At 69.3% G+C, this 14,386-nt stretch carries 14 protein-coding genes and 1 tRNA gene; 7 read left to right on the top strand and 8 right to left on the bottom strand.

The window, feature by feature from the left end:
* Window positions 1–164 precede the first annotated feature (164 nt).
* On the bottom strand, window positions 165–791 hold the full coding sequence (locus tag PV646_RS36360; RefSeq protein ID WP_500346840.1) for a TetR/AcrR family transcriptional regulator: 627 nt from the start codon (window positions 789–791) through the stop codon (window positions 165–167).
* A 100-nt stretch (window positions 792–891) separates the two neighbouring features.
* Here PV646_RS36360 and PV646_RS36355 point away from each other — a divergent pair, with 100 nt between their 5' ends.
* Window positions 892–2,373 (top strand): flavin-containing monooxygenase, encoded by a 1,482-nt coding sequence (locus PV646_RS36355; protein WP_500346839.1) that lies wholly within the window; start codon window positions 892–894, stop codon window positions 2,371–2,373.
* Between the two features lie 40 nt (window positions 2,374–2,413).
* Here the strand turns inward: PV646_RS36355 and PV646_RS36350 are convergent, their stop codons facing one another.
* Both PV646_RS36350 and PV646_RS36345 read right to left on the bottom strand, forming a co-directional pair.
* Window positions 2,414–2,812 (bottom strand): SRPBCC family protein, encoded by a 399-nt coding sequence (locus PV646_RS36350; protein WP_500346838.1) that lies wholly within the window; start codon window positions 2,810–2,812, stop codon window positions 2,414–2,416.
* Window positions 2,813–2,817: 5 nt separating this feature from the next.
* On the bottom strand, window positions 2,818–3,171 hold the full coding sequence (locus PV646_RS36345; RefSeq protein ID WP_500346837.1) for a VOC family protein: 354 nt from the start codon (window positions 3,169–3,171) through the stop codon (window positions 2,818–2,820).
* A gap of 109 nt (window positions 3,172–3,280) precedes the next feature.
* Here PV646_RS36345 and PV646_RS36340 point away from each other — a divergent pair, with 109 nt between their 5' ends.
* The 4 genes from PV646_RS36340 to PV646_RS36325 all read left to right on the top strand — a co-directional run bounded on the left by PV646_RS36340 (window position 3,281) and on the right by PV646_RS36325 (window position 7,331).
* On the top strand, window positions 3,281–4,132 hold the full coding sequence (locus PV646_RS36340) for a helix-turn-helix domain-containing protein (protein ID WP_500346836.1): 852 nt from the start codon (window positions 3,281–3,283) through the stop codon (window positions 4,130–4,132).
* A 132-nt stretch (window positions 4,133–4,264) separates the two neighbouring features.
* Window positions 4,265–6,532, top strand: coding sequence for a M4 family metallopeptidase (locus PV646_RS36335; protein ID WP_500346835.1), 2,268 nt, complete (start codon window positions 4,265–4,267; stop codon window positions 6,530–6,532).
* A 36-nt stretch (window positions 6,533–6,568) separates the two neighbouring features.
* Window positions 6,569–7,180, top strand: a complete 612-nt coding sequence (locus PV646_RS36330; protein WP_500346834.1) for a lysoplasmalogenase — start codon at window positions 6,569–6,571, stop codon at window positions 7,178–7,180.
* Between the two features lie 77 nt (window positions 7,181–7,257).
* A tRNA-Lys gene (locus tag PV646_RS36325) sits at window positions 7,258–7,331 on the top strand.
* A gap of 73 nt (window positions 7,332–7,404) precedes the next feature.
* On the opposite strand, the gene PV646_RS36320 is transcribed toward PV646_RS36325, so the two are convergent.
* From PV646_RS36320 to PV646_RS36300, 5 genes are all read right to left on the bottom strand, one after another.
* The gene (locus tag PV646_RS36320; RefSeq protein ID WP_500346833.1) at window positions 7,405–8,187 is read right to left on the bottom strand and encodes a hypothetical protein; all 783 of its coding nucleotides are present in this window, start codon (window positions 8,185–8,187) and stop codon (window positions 7,405–7,407) included.
* Entirely contained in the window at window positions 8,184–8,672 is a 489-nt protein-coding gene (locus PV646_RS36315) for a SigE family RNA polymerase sigma factor (protein WP_500346832.1), read from the bottom strand. The genes PV646_RS36320 and PV646_RS36315 overlap by 4 nt, the downstream gene beginning before the upstream one ends.
* Before the next feature lie 132 nt (window positions 8,673–8,804).
* Entirely contained in the window at window positions 8,805–10,397 is a 1,593-nt protein-coding gene (locus PV646_RS36310; RefSeq protein ID WP_500346831.1) for a glycoside hydrolase family 64 protein, read from the bottom strand.
* Window positions 10,398–10,736: 339 nt separating this feature from the next.
* Window positions 10,737–11,975, bottom strand: a complete 1,239-nt coding sequence (locus tag PV646_RS36305) for an MFS transporter (protein ID WP_500346830.1) — start codon at window positions 11,973–11,975, stop codon at window positions 10,737–10,739.
* Between the two features lie 221 nt (window positions 11,976–12,196).
* Window positions 12,197–12,847, bottom strand: a complete 651-nt coding sequence (locus PV646_RS36300) for a fasciclin domain-containing protein (protein ID WP_500346829.1) — start codon at window positions 12,845–12,847, stop codon at window positions 12,197–12,199.
* 185 nt (window positions 12,848–13,032) lie between these two features.
* Here PV646_RS36300 and sigK point away from each other — a divergent pair, with 185 nt between their 5' ends.
* Both sigK and PV646_RS36290 read left to right on the top strand, forming a co-directional pair.
* A complete protein-coding gene (sigK, locus tag PV646_RS36295; RefSeq protein WP_500346828.1) occupies window positions 13,033–13,632 on the top strand; it encodes an ECF RNA polymerase sigma factor SigK in 600 nt (199 codons plus the stop codon).
* Window positions 13,629–14,354 carry an anti-sigma factor gene (locus tag PV646_RS36290; protein WP_500346827.1) on the top strand — a complete coding sequence of 242 codons (726 nt, stop codon included), beginning with the start codon at window positions 13,629–13,631 and terminating at the stop codon, window positions 14,352–14,354. The genes sigK and PV646_RS36290 overlap by 4 nt, the downstream gene beginning before the upstream one ends.
* Window positions 14,355–14,386: the final 32 nt, after the last annotated feature.

Raw genomic sequence — 14,386 nt, 5'->3', positions numbered from 1 at the left:
CTTCGAGCGCGCGGACCCCGAAATCCGCTGCTGGCGCACGGTCGTTCGAGTCCACACGCGACACCACCACAGGCACGTGGCGGAGCGCCTCGCCGTTGGTGGCACACGTGCTCACGACAGTCTCATTCGGACGGCGTGAGGTATGACTCAGCCACGCGCGTGGGTCAGGTGGCCGCGATCCCGTCGTACATGACGCGGCGCAGCGCCTCGCTCTGCGCCGCCTGGGCCTCCGGCGCGCGCAGCGAGGAGATCGCGGTGCCGAGGATCATGCCGTTGATGGCCCTGGCCGTGTTGTCGACGTCGAGGTCGGCGCGCAAGTAGCCCAGTTCGACGCCGTGCGAGAGGTACGCGGCCGTGAGTGCTGCGGCCAGGTCGAACAGGTCGAGGATCCGCTCGGCCATGGCGCGGTCGATGCCGGGCGCCTCGAACAGCAGCAGGCGCGGCACTCGGGGGTCCTCGCCGAAGATGCGGCCGAGCGACTCGCCGATGCGGGCGGACTGCTCGCGGTACTCGGCGAGCGTAGACACCGCGTCCGGCGCGTTCTCCGCCGTCAGCGCTCCGGTGATGCGGCCGACCAGGTCGTCCACCACGTGGTCGACGATGTCCCGCTTGTTCTGGAAGTAGCGGTAGAACGTGCCGTGCCCGATGCCGAGCCGCGTGGCCACGTCGGCGATCCCGGTGGCGTGGTAGCCGCGTTCGGCGAAGCAGTCGAAGGCCGCGTCGATGATCTCGCGGCGCAACTCCTGCTTCCTGCGCTCGGCGCGGCTGACGGGTTCGGCACTGGACGTCATGGCTTGAGTCTATGACCTGCGGAGTCTTGCGATCATCGCCGAAACTGACATACGGTTCCGAAACTGACATGTGATTCCGCTCTGGCTCGGGAGGTCGGACATGCACGACGCGGTGATCGTCGGAGCGGGGTTCGGGGGCATGGGCGCGGCGATCGAACTCAAGCGGCTCGGGCTGCACGACCTGCTGATCCTGGAGCGGGAGGACGACCTCGGCGGCACCTGGCACGTGAACCGCTATCCGGGGCTCGCCGTCGACATCCCGTCCTCGACCTACTCGTACTCGTTCGAGCCGAACCCGCACTGGTCGCGGTTGTTCGCGCCGGGTGCGGAGCTCAAGCGGTACGCCGGGCACGTGGCCGTGAAGTACGGGCTGCGGCCGTTGATGCGCTTCGGCGTGACGGTGGACGGCGCTCGCTGGCGGGGCGACCACTGGGAGGTCTCCGCCGGTGAGGAGACCTTCACCGCGCGCTACCTGGTGACCGCCACGGGATTCCTGTCCATGCCGAGGACGCCGGACATCGACGGCATCGAGTCGTTCCGGGGCGAGGTGGTGCACACCGCCGCCTGGGAGCCCGTCGACCTGGCCGGCAAGAGGGTGGCGATCATCGGCACCGGCGCGACCGCGGTGCAGCTGATCCCCGAACTGGCCAGGACCGCCTCCGCGCTGACCGTCTTCCAGCGCACGCCGATCTGGGTCAGCCCGAAGCCCGACTACCCGGTTCCCGCCGCCGTGCGGACGTTGTTCGCGCGGTTGCCGTTCGTGCAGCGGGCGGTGCGGTGGGTGGGCAGTTCGATCCTCGAGCTGATGATGATCTCCGGAGTGGTGCGCTACAAGCAGTTGCGGGTGGTGAACCGGCTGGCCGAGCGGTGGTGCCGGCTGCACCTGCACCGGCAGGTCCGCGATCCCGGGCTGCGGCGCGCGCTCACGCCGGACTACTCGTTCGGCTGCAAGCGGCCGACGTTCTCCAACGACTACTTCCGCACGTTCACGCGGCCGCACGTGCGACTGGAGACCTCGGCGATCGAGCGGATCGACGAGGGCGGGATCGTCACGGCCGCCGGCCGCACCGAGGTCGACGTGCTGGTGCTGGCGACGGGGTTCAACCTGTGGGACACCAACTTCCCGGCGTTCGAGGTGATCGGGCGGGACGGCAAGGACCTCGGCGCGTGGTGGCGGCAGAACCGGTTCCAGGCCTACGAGGGCGTGACGGTGCCGGGGTTCCCGAACCACCTGTCGCTCAACAGTCCGTACTCCTACAGCGGGTTGTCGTACTTCACGACGATCGAGTGCCAGATGACGCACATGCGGCGGTTGTTCACGGCGATGCGCGCCCGTGGGTCGTCGGTCTTCGAGGTCACGCAACGGGCCAACGACGAGTTCCTGTCCCGAATGCGCTCCAAGGTCACGCAGAATTCCGTGTTCTCGCTCGGCCAGTGCGCCACCGCGCACAGCTACTACTTCAACCAGCACGGCGAGGCCACGCTCCTGCGGCCGACCTCGACGGTCAGCGCGCATCGTGCCGCGGGCAGGTTTCCGTTGTCGGACTACGACTTCTCGCCCGCGCTCGTGGAAGCTGCGTGACCTCGATCCGCTGGCGCCTGGCCCGCCGGTCGCGCACGGCTCAACGGGAGCTGAGAGTCCGTTCGACGACTTCCAGACCGCGCGCCATCGAGTCCGCGATGGGTGCGGCCAGCCGGTCGGGGAGCACGTCGCGAGTCCAGACCAGCCGGCACCGTTCACCGTCGGGAAAGGCCTGCATGGACGCGTTGTCGTGCTCCGGCTTCACCGAGCCGCCGACGATGGAGTAGGCGATCCGGCGTGCGCCGGGGTCGATGCCGACGAGCCGTTCCACGACCACCGTGCCGTCGGCGAACGTGACGGTCCTGTGGTCGCCGTCGGCCTGGGTCTCCAGCACGAATCCCGGCGCCATGGCGGACGGCCCGGTGGCGAACTCGCCGATCACCTTCCACACGTCGTCGGCACTCGACTCGATCACGACTTCCCTGCTAATGGACGCCATGCGCGTCACGCCGACAGACAGAGCAGGTGGCCCTGCGGGTCGGCCAGCACGGTCCACTGGCCCTCACCGGGCTGGAAATCCGGTTTGGTGGCGCCGAGTTCCCGCAGTTGCTTCACCGCGAGCTCGACGTCCTCGACGCGGAAGTCGAGGTGTGCCTGCTTGCCCGGACCGGGCCACGCGGGCGACTGGTGGTCGGGCACGCGGACGAGGGCGAGCTGGACGCCGTCCTCGCCCAGGTAGGCGGAGTCGTCGTCGCTGGAGGTGATCTTCCAGCCGGTGACCGCGCGGTAGAACTCGGCGAGCGGGCCGGGATCGGCGCAGTCGAGGACGATCGTGGTGAGCTGGGCCAGGGCGGGCATGGTCGGTTCCTTCCGGGTTGGTGCGCCCAGCCTGCCGCGCGACCGCCTCCCGGGTCTTGAACATCCTTGCGGCGAAAAAATTGTCAGACTCCAGCTCTAGCCTGAAGTGGTGCTCTCCATCAACGCTCTCGCGGCCCGTCCGGAGTTCACCGTGTCCGCGGTGGACTGCACGGACGACCGTCGCGGCTGGTCGGCCGAGCAGCCGCGCGGGGACGTGCGGCTGGTGCTCGTGCGCAGCGGCGGGTTCCGCCGCCGCGTCCGGGGCGTGTGCACCGATCTCGACCGCACGGTCGGTTATCTCGGGTTACCGGAGGAGGAAGAGCACTTCTCCCATCCCGTGGGCGGCGACGTATGCACGTCGATCAGCCTGCGGCCCGAGCTGTGGCGGTCGCTGGCGGGCGACGCGCCGGGGCTCGCCGGTTCTTCGCTGTACGTGGACGGCAGGCTGGATCTCGCCCACCGCCGGCTGGTCGCGGCCGCGCGCGAGGACGGGGCGGAGGAGCTGGTGGGCCTGGTGGCGCAGGCCGTCCGGCAGGTCGTCACCACCCCGGTGCCGTCCGGTGGCGGTGACGAGGCGTTGGTCGCGAAGGCGCGCGGGGTGATCGGCGACGGTGATCCCGCGGCCTCGGGGTTGATTCCACTCGCCCACCTGCTCGGTGTCTCGCCCTATCGGCTGAGTCGTGCCTTCACCCGCGTGCTGGGGGTGTCGCTGACCCGCTACCGCAACGGTGTTCGCGTCTCCCGTGCGCTGGATCGGTTGCAGGAAGGCGAACCCGGCCTCGCCGTGCTCGCCGCCGACCTCGGGTTCGCCGACCAGGCGCATTTGTGCCGGACGGTGCGCGAACACCTCGGCCACACACCAACCGCACTGCGCAGACTTCTCGGGGCAAATCGAACATCGGACCAGACAAAGGAATGTTCGGCAGCAAGCCCTACAAATGCGCACGAATTATCTGTGTGAATAAGTTAGTACTTGTTGACGATCGCCCGGGAACTCATTCTTTCCCTGCTCCGCCACCACATTCACCTCGACGAACACCCGGCTCGCCCTGCAATCGAGGGCCGGGCTGTTCGCCCTGCAACGAGGAGAAAAATGCAAGCGAGACGCACACTCGTGCTGGCTGCGGCAGGTTCACTGGTCGCCGCCGTTCTCACCCAGACCGGCGCGCAGACAGCCACCGCCCAACCAGGTCCGACCGCCGAAGCCCTGGCCGTGGACGCGGCCGCGAGCCTCGTCGCGGACCGCCCGGCACAGCTGCACGCCGGGACGGACGACTCGTTCGTCCGGCACGGCGTCATCTCGTCGACGAACGGCCTGAAGTACGTCCCGTACGACCGGACCTACAAGGGGATCCCGGTCGTGGGCGGCGACTTCGTCGTCGTGACGAACTCGACCGGCCAGGTCCTGCAGACCTCCGTCAGCCAGAACACCACGATCGACCTGGCGAGCACCACGCCGTCCGTGACCAAGGCCCAGGCCGAGGCCACCGCCCGCACCGCGATGTCCACTGTGGACGGCGTCGGCGCCGCGGAACAGGTCGTGTACGCGCTCGACTCCGCGCCGGCGCTCGCGTGGAAGATCACGGTCACCGGCCGTGACTCCGAGGGCCCGAGCAAGCTCGACGTGGTCGTCGACGCCGCCACCGGCAAGGTGCTGCGCAAGCAGGAACGCGTCCTGCACGGCACCGGCACGAGCGGCTGGAACGGCCCCGTCGGCATCGCCACCACGCAGTCCGGTGCGAACTACTCGCTCGAGGACCCGACGCTGACCAACGTCAGCTGCCAGGACGCGGCGAACAACACCACGTTCACCAAGACCACCGACACGTGGGGCAACGGCACCCAGACCAACCGCGAGACGGGCTGCGTCGACGTGCTGTTCGCCGCGCAGACCGAAGCGAAGATGCTCTCGCAGTGGCTGGGCCGCAACGGTTTCGACGGCAACGGCGGCGGCTGGCCGATGCGCGTCGGCCTGAACGACCAGAACGCCTACTACGACGGCAGCCAGGTCCAGATCGGGAAGAACTCCGCCGGCCAGTGGATCGGCTCGATCGACGTCGTCGCGCACGAGCTCGGCCACGGCATCGACGACCACACGCCCGGCGGCATCTCCGGCGCGGGCACCCAGGAGTTCGTCGCGGACGTCTTCGGCGCCACCACCGAGTGGTTCGCGAACGAGGCGTCGCCCTACGACACCCCGGACTTCCTCGTCGGCGAGACGATCAACCTGGTCGGCCGCGGCCCGATCCGCAACATGTACAACCCGTCCGCGCTGAACCACGCGAACTGCTACTCCAGCTCGATCCCGAACGCCGAGGTCCACGCGGCGGCGGGCCCCGGCAACCACTGGTTCTACCTGCTCTCGCAGGGCACGAACCCGACGAACGGCCAGCCGGCGAGCACCACGTGCAACAACACGGCGATCACCGGTCTCGGCGTCGAGAAGGCCATCAAGATCTTCTACAACGCCATGCTGCTCAAGACGTCCAGCAGCTCGTACCTGAAGTACCGCACCTGGACGCTGACGGCGGCGAAGAACCTCTACCCGGGCAGCTGCGCGGAGTTCAACACCGTCAAGGCGGCCTGGGACGCGATCAGCGTGCCCGCCCAGTCGGCCGACCCGACGTGCAGCGCCACCGGCACCGTGACGATCGGCAACCCCGGCAACCAGTCGAGCACCACCGGCACCGCGGTCAGCCTGCCGCTGTCCGCGAGCGGTGGCACCGCGCCGTACAGCTGGTCCGCCACCGGCCTGCCCGCGGGCCTGTCCATCAACGCGGGCAACGGCACCATCTCCGGCACCCCGACCACCGCGGCCACCTCGAACGTCACGGTGACCGCGCAGGACAGCGCGGGCAAGACCGGCACCGCGTCGTTCAGCTGGACCGTCGGCACCACCGGCGGCAACTGCAGCGGCCAGAAGCTCGCCAACCAGGGCTTCGAGTCCGGCGCCACCTCCTGGACCGCGACCTCCGGCGTCATCGGCCAGCACAGCGCCAACGGCGAACCGGCCCGCACCGGCACCTGGTCGTCGTGGCTGAACGGCTACGGCGCCTCGCACACCGACTCGCTGTCCCAGTCGGTGACGATCCCCGCCGGCTGCAAGGCGTCCCTGACGTTCTACGTCCACATCGACACCAAGGAGACCGGCGGCACCGCCTACGACAAGCTGACCGTCACGGCGGGCACCACCACCCTCACCACGCTCTCGAACACGAACGCCGCGGCGGGCTACGCGCTCAAGACGTTCGACGTGTCCTCGTTCGCGGGCCAGACGGTGACCTTCAAGTTCAGCGGCGTCGAGGACGCCTCGCTGCAGACGTCGTTCGTGATCGACGACACGGCGGTGACCCTGAGCTGACCGGCTTACCCTGAGCGCCTCGACGAAGAGGTGCTCATGAACAAGCAGGCGTACGCGGCCGCCGCGATCGTGGACTCGATCGCGGCGGTCATGCGCGGCACCCGGTCCGTGCGCCCGGTCACGAAGACCGCGCTGATGCCGGTGCTGGCCGCGGCCACCCCTCCCCGCGACCCCGGCATGGCGATCGGCCTGGCCGGCTCGTGGGCAGGCGACGTGGCACTGCTGGGCGACTCGGACAAAGCATTCCGAACAGGACTCTTCAGCTTCCTGGTGGCCCACCTCGGCTACACCACGGCCCTGGCCCGCCGCTCCACCCCGGGCTCCCGGAAGGCCGTGATCCCCATCGTCGCCGCCTCGGCCGCAGGCGCCGCGGTGTTCGCCAAGGCAGCGGGCCCGCTGGGCAAACCGGTGGGCCTCTACGCCCTGACGCTGGGCACGATGGTCGCCGCGGCCTCGACCACCCGAGGCCCGGGCGCACGACGGGTTCTCGGTGGTGCGGCCCTGTTCGCGGTCTCGGACGCCCTGCTCGGCGCCAGCCGTTTCGTACTCGGGGGACGCGCGGCGAAGGTCGCCTCAGCCGGGGTGATGCCGACCTACGCGGCGGCGCAGTGGCTCCTGCACACGGGGTTCAAGACGTCGAACGGGTGACCCCCGCGAAAACCCGGTGGAACCCCCGTGCTAACGTTCTTCACGTCGGAACGAGCACTGCTCCGGCACACAAACAAGCGCCGCTAGCTCAGTTGGTTAGAGCAGCTGACTCTTAATCAGCGGGTCCGGGGTTCGAGTCCCTGGCGGCGTACTCCGGAGAAGCGGGTAGAGATTCGTCTCTACCCGCTTCTCCGCATTTCACGCACTCGTCCGGCCGGAACTCGTCACCACTTGTCCGAGGTGGCGATCGCCTTCAGCTGCTCCAGCGTCAGCGGGGGCTGCGGCGAGAGGAACCGGCCGCCCGGCGAGCCGATCGCGGCGCCGGCGGGGTCCTCCTGGTTGCCGACCTGCAGGCGGACCATCGTCCCGTCGGGCCGCTTGGCGCACACCATGTACGACACCGCGCCGGGAGCCAGTCGTGCGGTCTCGGTCGCCAGTTGGGAGCCGTCGGGCAGTGTGCTGACGACGCAGTCCACCGGGTGGGAGTTCCGGCACCACGTGCCGGGCTCGGAGTCGTCGCCGGCTTTGATCGTCAGGCTGAAGCTCCCGGTGACGCCCGCGGAGGTCAGGGTTCCGCCGATGAGCGCGTGGGTGGCGGCGTCCGGGTCCCACCGCTGTGGCGTCACGCCCGTCCCCGTCGGTTCCAGGTTCTTCGACGGGGGCGGGGATCCCAGGACGTGTCCCGCGGTCACCTCGACCGTCGCGGTGTCGCCGAGCACCACCCTGAACCGGGTGGTCAGATCTTCCGGCGAGGTGGGGGCCGGGACGCGCGTCATGGTCGTGGACGGCGCGGTGGGCGGTGGGCCGGCGGCCGGTGTGCCGGCGTCGCCTGGCACCAGCCACATCGCGCCCGCGAACAGGCCCGCCACCGCGACGACGGTGGCCGCTACCGGCACCAGGCGCACGGCTCGTCGTGGCCGCACGACCGGGGCCATGCCCGTGGCCGCGGTGTCGATGCGCCTCTCCAACTCGGCGAAGGCGTCGTCGAGGGTGCTCAGGTCGCTCATGAGGTCTCCTGGAAGCTGGGGGTGGCGGTGAGGTCGATGCGCAGAACCTGGAGTGCGCGGTGGATCTGGCTGCGCACTGTCGGTTCCCGGCACCCCAGCTGTGTGGCGATCTCCCTGTCGGACAGGCCCGCGTAGTAGCGCAGGACCACGGCCGCGCGCTGCTTCTTGGGCAGGCCGGCGAGGCGGTTGATCATCGCGTCGCGCTCTGCCCTCTCGTCCGCGCCGTCGGGCATCGCCCTCTGTTCGACCTCCGCTCGTGGGGACGTGCGGGTCAGCGTCCTGCGCCAGGACAGGTACTCGTTGACGACCATCCGCCGCACGTAGGCGTTCGGCTCGTCCATCACAGAGATCCGGTCCCAGCGCTCGAACGCCCGGCCCAGCACGTCGCTCACCAGGTCCTCGGCCAGCCACGTCTGACAGGACAGGACCATGGCGAACCGCAACAGCGCGGGACGCTGCCTCGCCACGTACTCAGCAAACTCCACCGGCAACTCCCGATCGTCGGCTCGACCTCGATTTCGCACCCCTAATGGAGAAGTCACCCCCAACGTTGCATCCCGGACAGCAGAAAAGCAGGCCGGCTCGAAAGCCGACCTGCTTCTCCGGTTGAACGGGTGCTAGCCGCGGTGCCACTTCTGGTTGGCGCCGCCCACGCAGTCCCACATGTGCAGGACGGCGTCGTTGTTCGGGTTCCACTCCGCGATGTCCACGCACTTGTTCGCCTGCGGGTTCACCAGGTCGCGGTTGCCGTTCAGCACGAACTGCTGCGCGGCGTTGCCGGAGCAGGTCGCGAGTTGCACGGCCGCGCCGTTGGCGGTCGAACCCCACGCCACGTCCACGCACTTGTTGTTCTGCGTGCGCAGCGTGCCGCCGACGAACTCGAACTTCTGGTTCGTGCCGCCCGTGCAGTTCCACACGATGAGGCGCTGGCCGTCGGCGTAGTTCCCGTTCGGGACGTCGATGCACTTGCCGTGCCAGTCGCTGACGATGCTGCCGGCCTGAGCGGGCGGCGGGGTGGAGCCGCCGCTGAACGGGGTCAGGATGATCCCGGCCGAGCGCGGGTCGCCGTCGTGCACCAGCGATTCCTGGGCCTGCACGTCGTCGAACGCGAACCCGTACGCCTTGCCGTCCACCATGTTCTGGTGCACGAGCCGCGAGTAGTGGTTGGTGATCGCGCCCTGGTAGAAGTCGGCGGGGCCGCCTCCCGGCTGGACGTCGATGCGGCCGAGCGTGGTGCGGTGCAGTGCCGCGCACAGGGTGCGGGCGATCGGGCCCACCACCTGGTCGTTCGGTGCGTGCAGTGCGCCGTCGCAGCCCCACACGTTCGACGTGGACGGCTTCGCGAACGACGCGACCTGCTGGCCGGAGGTGTTCGTGAAGTTCATGTTGTTGCCGGAGGTACGACCGAAGTACTTCACGTCCGGACGGTCGCCGAACGGCTGCACCGTCAGCGTCTTGCCCGTGTACGCGTTCCAGGCCTGCGTGATGTACGAGTCCAGGTAGTTGCGGTCGAAGTTGCCGACGTCGGCGGCCTTGCCCGGCGCGAGCACGCGCAGGACCGTGCCGTCCGAACGGGACATGATCGACCCGCCCCAGCCCGCCTGGCCGCGGATGCCGTTGATGACGGCGTCGCGCCCGCCGGACTTGAGCTCACCGGTCTTCTTCGTCGCACCGCTCGCGCCCCTCACGGTGACCGCGTGCGGGACGGCGAACATGTCGACCTGCGAGCTGTTGAGCCACAGACCTGCGTCGTTGTAGGTGAACTCGCTCCAGTCGAACAGGATGCCGCTGTTCGGGTCGCCGCCCGCCCACGGCGCCGGTTGCACCAGGCCGTCGGGGGTCAGGAAGAACTTGAGCTTCTCGCCGAACGACATGTAGACGCGGCCGGAGATGAACCGGGGCACCCGCAGCGAGGCGGTGCCACCAGGGCCGGGTCCGGCGATCGACACGTCCGGTGCGGGCGTGGGCGGGTTGCCGCCCGGCGACCACGGCGTGAACGCGCCCGCCTGGTTGACGTAGCCGAGGCGGCCGTTGCGGATGTCCGTGCCCAGGACGTACAGGTGCACGGCCTCGGACCGGCCACTGTTGTTGGTGACGTTGAGCGGCAGCAGGTCGGGGCCGATCGCCTGGGCCGGCGGGATCGCGAGGGCCGTCGACGCGGTCACCGCCAGCGCGGCGAGCGCGCTCCACCACTTCGTTCGAGTGCGCATGGGACTCCTTGTGCAGGGGTGCTCCGCGAGCAGGCCCCCGACCGGCTTCAGGGCGGTCGGCGACCTCCGTTCGGGAACTGGTCCAGACCGGTTATGAGAGCGCTTCCATGGTTGTTCGCAGGCATGCGCCCTGTCAATACCGAACCAGAACAAACAAAAAGCAGACCGAAACGCGCCTCGGTCCGCTTTCCCCACTTTCGTCCATAGTGGACGATTGCACCCCCGGAACGATCGGGTCCGAACGTCAGCGACGCGCAGCCGGCTCGCCTCGATCAGCGCGGAAATCGTTTCACGACAGGGAAAGTCCCGGAGATCGCGGGGTCGTCGCGCGCGCCGGTTTCAGCGATCGGCTCGCGGAATGAGCACGGCCGCCATCACCGCGCCGATCGCGGCGCACACCGCGGCGACCCAGAACGCCACCGCGACCGACTGGCCGGCCAGCACGCCACCGAGCGCGGTGCCGATCGGGAAGCCGATGAGGTTGACGCTGATCGACACCGTCATGACCCGGCCGAGCCACTGCGGTTCGGTGCGGCGCTGGCGCAACGACAGCAGACCGACGTTGAGCCCGCCCCCGACCAACCCGAACAACGCCATGCCGGTGCCGAGGGTGATCACCGACGCGATCGCGTTGATCGGCAGCACGGCGGCGGACGCGATCAGCGTGACGATGATGGTGATCCGCTCGGTGTTCGCGTTCATGACCTTGCCCGCGACCAGTGCGCCGACCGCGCCGCAGACACCGGCGATGCTCCAGACCAGGCCGACCCACTGCTCGGTCGCGCCGTCGCCGCCGATCCGCTGTGCCACGGCGACGGGCACGGCGACCACGAGGATGCCGAACGCGATCTGGTAGGTCGAGTACGCGGCCGCCAGCCCGCGGAGGGTGGCGTTGCGCATCAGGTAGACGATGCCGTCCCACGCCTCGCGCACCAGGTGCTTGCGCGGCTCGCGTTCGGGTTCGGTGAACGGGCCGCGCACCGCGAGCAGGCTCAGCGCCGCCAGTGCGAAGATCACCGCGACCACCGCGAGTGCCGGGTCTGCGCCGACCAGCGCGATCAGGGCACCCGCGGCGAGCGGGCCGGCGACCTCGATGGCCGAGTACGTGCTGAGGTCGAGCGCGTTCGCCTTGGCGTAGGCGTGCGGCGGCACGATCATCGGGAACAGCGTGCGCACCCCGCCCGCGCTCAGCGGACTGGTCAGCGAGAGCACGCCCAGCGCGCCGAGCAGCAGCGGCGCGGTCAGCCAGTCACCCACCGACGCCACGACGATCAGTCCGATGAGGACACCGCTGACGAGCATGTCGAGGATGACCGCCCGGCGCGCGCCGACCCGGTCGAGCAGGGCACCGGCGATCGGGCTGACCAGAAATCCCGGCAGGGTCAGGAAGAGCCCGCTCAGTCCGGCCAGCACCGGCGAGTCGAATCGGACGAGCACCGACAGCACGACGGTGAACAGCGTCATCTCCGACGCCAGCCGCGACAGCGACGCCGACAGCAGCAGCGGCGCCACGTTGCGGGTCGTCAGGACCTGCCAGTACCCGATCCGAGCCCCGGCGTCCTGGGTGGTCTTGCTCATCGTGCTGCGGCCTCCGCAGGTCCCTGCACGGGAACGCGGCCGTTCAACTGCGGTCCCCGTAGCACGCCTCGACACGCAAGACGTTGATCAGTTCACCCCAGTGTAGGGCGGTCCCAACGGCTTTCGGAGCGAGTTCGCAGACGATCTCGTGGATCCACAGTGGACAGACACCTGTGCACCCCCGTCAGCGACGTGGGTGCACAGGTGTCGAGCGCCTGGAATCAGGCAGGGAGCAGAACCGTGTCGATGAGGTAGACGGTGGCGTTCGCGGTCTTCACGCCACCGCAGATCACGTTGGCGTCGTTGACCTTCAGCGCGTCCTTGGTACCGGACACCTTCACCGTGCCGGTCTGCACGGTCTTCTGGTCACCGGCGATCTTGTCGGGCGTGATCTGGCCGGGAACGACGTGGTACGTCAGGATCTTGGTCAGCAGCGCGTCATCGGTCTTGAGCTTCTCGATCGTCGCCGCGTCGATCTTCGCGAACGCCGAGTCGACCGGCGCGAACACGGTGAACTCCGCACCGTTCAGCGTCGAGACCAGGTTGACCTTCGGGTTCAGCTTGCCCGACACAGCACTGACCAGCGTCGTGAGCAGCGGGTTGTTGCTCGCGGCCACGGCAACCGGGTCAGCGGCCATGCCCGACACGGAACCCGCACCGGACGGAACCTGCTTGGCGTAGTCGGCACAACCAGGGCCGACGAGGTTCGCGGCCGGGTCCGCCATCGCCGCGGACGAGGTCGCGGTCGTGGTCGGGGCGGCGGAAGAAGACGTGCCGGTGCTGGCCGTGTCACTAGAACCGCACGCCGCGCCGAACAGGGCGAGAGAAACGGCGCCGACGGCCAGGACGGTGTTGCGGACGTTCTGGTTCATGACAGGACATCTCCAAAGGGTGATCGAGCAGTTGCTGCCCGTGATTCGCCGCCCCTCGGGAGACGGATGGGTGTGGTTATCGACCTGTTACCAACCGCCCGGACGTGATGACGCATTCAGGACCGATCCATGAGCGCCTCGGCTGCGAACACCAGAGGACAACGCTTGATGGAGAGGACCTCGGGATGCCTGAGCGTGAGCGGGCGCTGCAAAGCCTGCAGAGCACTCCTCGCGACGTCGGCCCGACAGCCGACGATCTGCTCGCGCTCGTCGCACGCGGCGACGAAGCCGCGTTCGAACGGCTCTACGACGTCGTGTCCGGCTCGGTGTTCGGACTGATCAGACGAGTCGTGCGGGACCAGGCGCAGTCGGAGGAGGTGTTCCAGGAGGTGATGCTCGAGGTGTGGCGGACCGCGACCAGGTTCGACCCCGAGCGAGGCAGCGCCAACACCTGGATCCTCACGCTGACGCACCGCCGGGCGGTGGACCGGGTCCGGTCCGCCCAGGCCGCCACGCATCGCGAGGACCGCGCGGCCCGCCTCGACCCGGCCAGGCCGTTCGACGAGGTGAGCGAGCAGGTCGACGGCCGGCTCGAGCAACGTCAGGTGCGCCGGTGCCTGAGCTTCCTGACCGAACTGCAGCGCGAGTCCGTGCTGCTCGCCTACTACCAGGGCTACTCCTATCCGGAGGTCGCGAGCCTGCTGGGCATACCGCTCGGCACGGTCAAGACCCGGATGCGCGACGGCCTGATCCGACTGCGGGACTGCATGGGGGTGACCGGATGAGGACGACATCCGCTGATCTGCACACGCTCACCGGCGCCTACGCCGTGAACGCGTTGTCGGAGATCGAACGCACGGCCTTCGAGGCGCACCTGACGCGCTGCCAGAGCTGCGCGATCGAGGTCACCGAGTTGGCCGCCACGGCCGCACGGCTCGGCGTCGCGGTGGAATCGCCGCCACCGCCCCAGCTCCGCGCCCGCGTGCTCGCCGCCGCGGCCGAGACCCGGCAGATGTCACCCCACGCGGACCGCGTGCCGGACCCGCGCCGCAAGCGCTGGGCGGGAGGGCTGCTCGCGGCGGCCTGCCTCGTCGCCGCGGTGTTCGTGACGGTGCAGTACACGGGATCCTCGGACCAGGACCGGCAGCTGGCGCAACTCTCCAGCGAGTACAGCCGGTTCTCCGACTTCCTGTCCACACCGGACGCCCGGCTCGTCAACGGCAGGGCACCCAACGGCGCCACGGGTACCGCCGTCGTGTCGGCGAGCCGCGACGAGGCCCTGTTCCTCGCCAAGGACCTGCCGGATCCCGGTGCCGGGCGGATCTACCAACTCTGGACGATCGGTGCCGACAAGGTCCCGCACTCGGCCGGGCTGCTCGCCTCGCGGACGGCGCCCGTGTTCGTCAGCGGACTGACCGGTGTGCAGGAGGTCGCGCTGACCGTGGAGCCGTCGGGTGGTTCCACGGAACCGACCCTGCCCGCGGTGATGGCGATGCCTCTCGCGTGAACGAGGACGTCGGCTGTCCTGGTTCGGTGTCA

The organism is Streptomyces sp. ID05-26A (assembly GCF_033794685.1).
In the GTDB taxonomy this organism is placed as follows: domain Bacteria; phylum Actinomycetota; class Actinomycetes; order Mycobacteriales; family Pseudonocardiaceae; genus Lentzea.
The sequence above is the reverse complement of the archived record's forward strand: the minus strand, read 5'-3'. Positions and strand labels throughout refer to the sequence as shown.

What these genes read in the sequence shown, in the direction of transcription:
- PV646_RS36305 (WP_500346830.1), bottom strand. Translation starts at nt 11,975, where the DNA reads ATGAGCAAGACCACCCAGGACGCCGGGGCTCGGATCGGGTACTGGCAG.
- PV646_RS36320 (WP_500346833.1), bottom strand. Translation starts at nt 8,187, where the DNA reads ATGAGCGACCTGAGCACCCTCGACGACGCCTTCGCCGAGTTGGAGAGG.
- PV646_RS36360 (WP_500346840.1), bottom strand. Translation starts at nt 791, where the DNA reads ATGACGTCCAGTGCCGAACCCGTCAGCCGCGCCGAGCGCAGGAAGCAG.
- PV646_RS36350 (WP_500346838.1), bottom strand. Translation starts at nt 2,812, where the DNA reads ATGGCGTCCATTAGCAGGGAAGTCGTGATCGAGTCGAGTGCCGACGAC.
- PV646_RS36310 (WP_500346831.1), bottom strand. Translation starts at nt 10,397, where the DNA reads ATGCGCACTCGAACGAAGTGGTGGAGCGCGCTCGCCGCGCTGGCGGTG.
- PV646_RS36345 (WP_500346837.1), bottom strand. Translation starts at nt 3,171, where the DNA reads ATGCCCGCCCTGGCCCAGCTCACCACGATCGTCCTCGACTGCGCCGAT.
- sigK (WP_500346828.1), top strand. Translation starts at nt 13,033, where the DNA reads ATGCCTGAGCGTGAGCGGGCGCTGCAAAGCCTGCAGAGCACTCCTCGC.
- PV646_RS36330 (WP_500346834.1), top strand. Translation starts at nt 6,569, where the DNA reads ATGAACAAGCAGGCGTACGCGGCCGCCGCGATCGTGGACTCGATCGCG.
- PV646_RS36355 (WP_500346839.1), top strand. Translation starts at nt 892, where the DNA reads ATGCACGACGCGGTGATCGTCGGAGCGGGGTTCGGGGGCATGGGCGCG.
- PV646_RS36300 (WP_500346829.1), bottom strand. Translation starts at nt 12,847, where the DNA reads ATGAACCAGAACGTCCGCAACACCGTCCTGGCCGTCGGCGCCGTTTCT.
- PV646_RS36290 (WP_500346827.1), top strand. Translation starts at nt 13,629, where the DNA reads ATGAGGACGACATCCGCTGATCTGCACACGCTCACCGGCGCCTACGCC.
- PV646_RS36335 (WP_500346835.1), top strand. Translation starts at nt 4,265, where the DNA reads ATGCAAGCGAGACGCACACTCGTGCTGGCTGCGGCAGGTTCACTGGTC.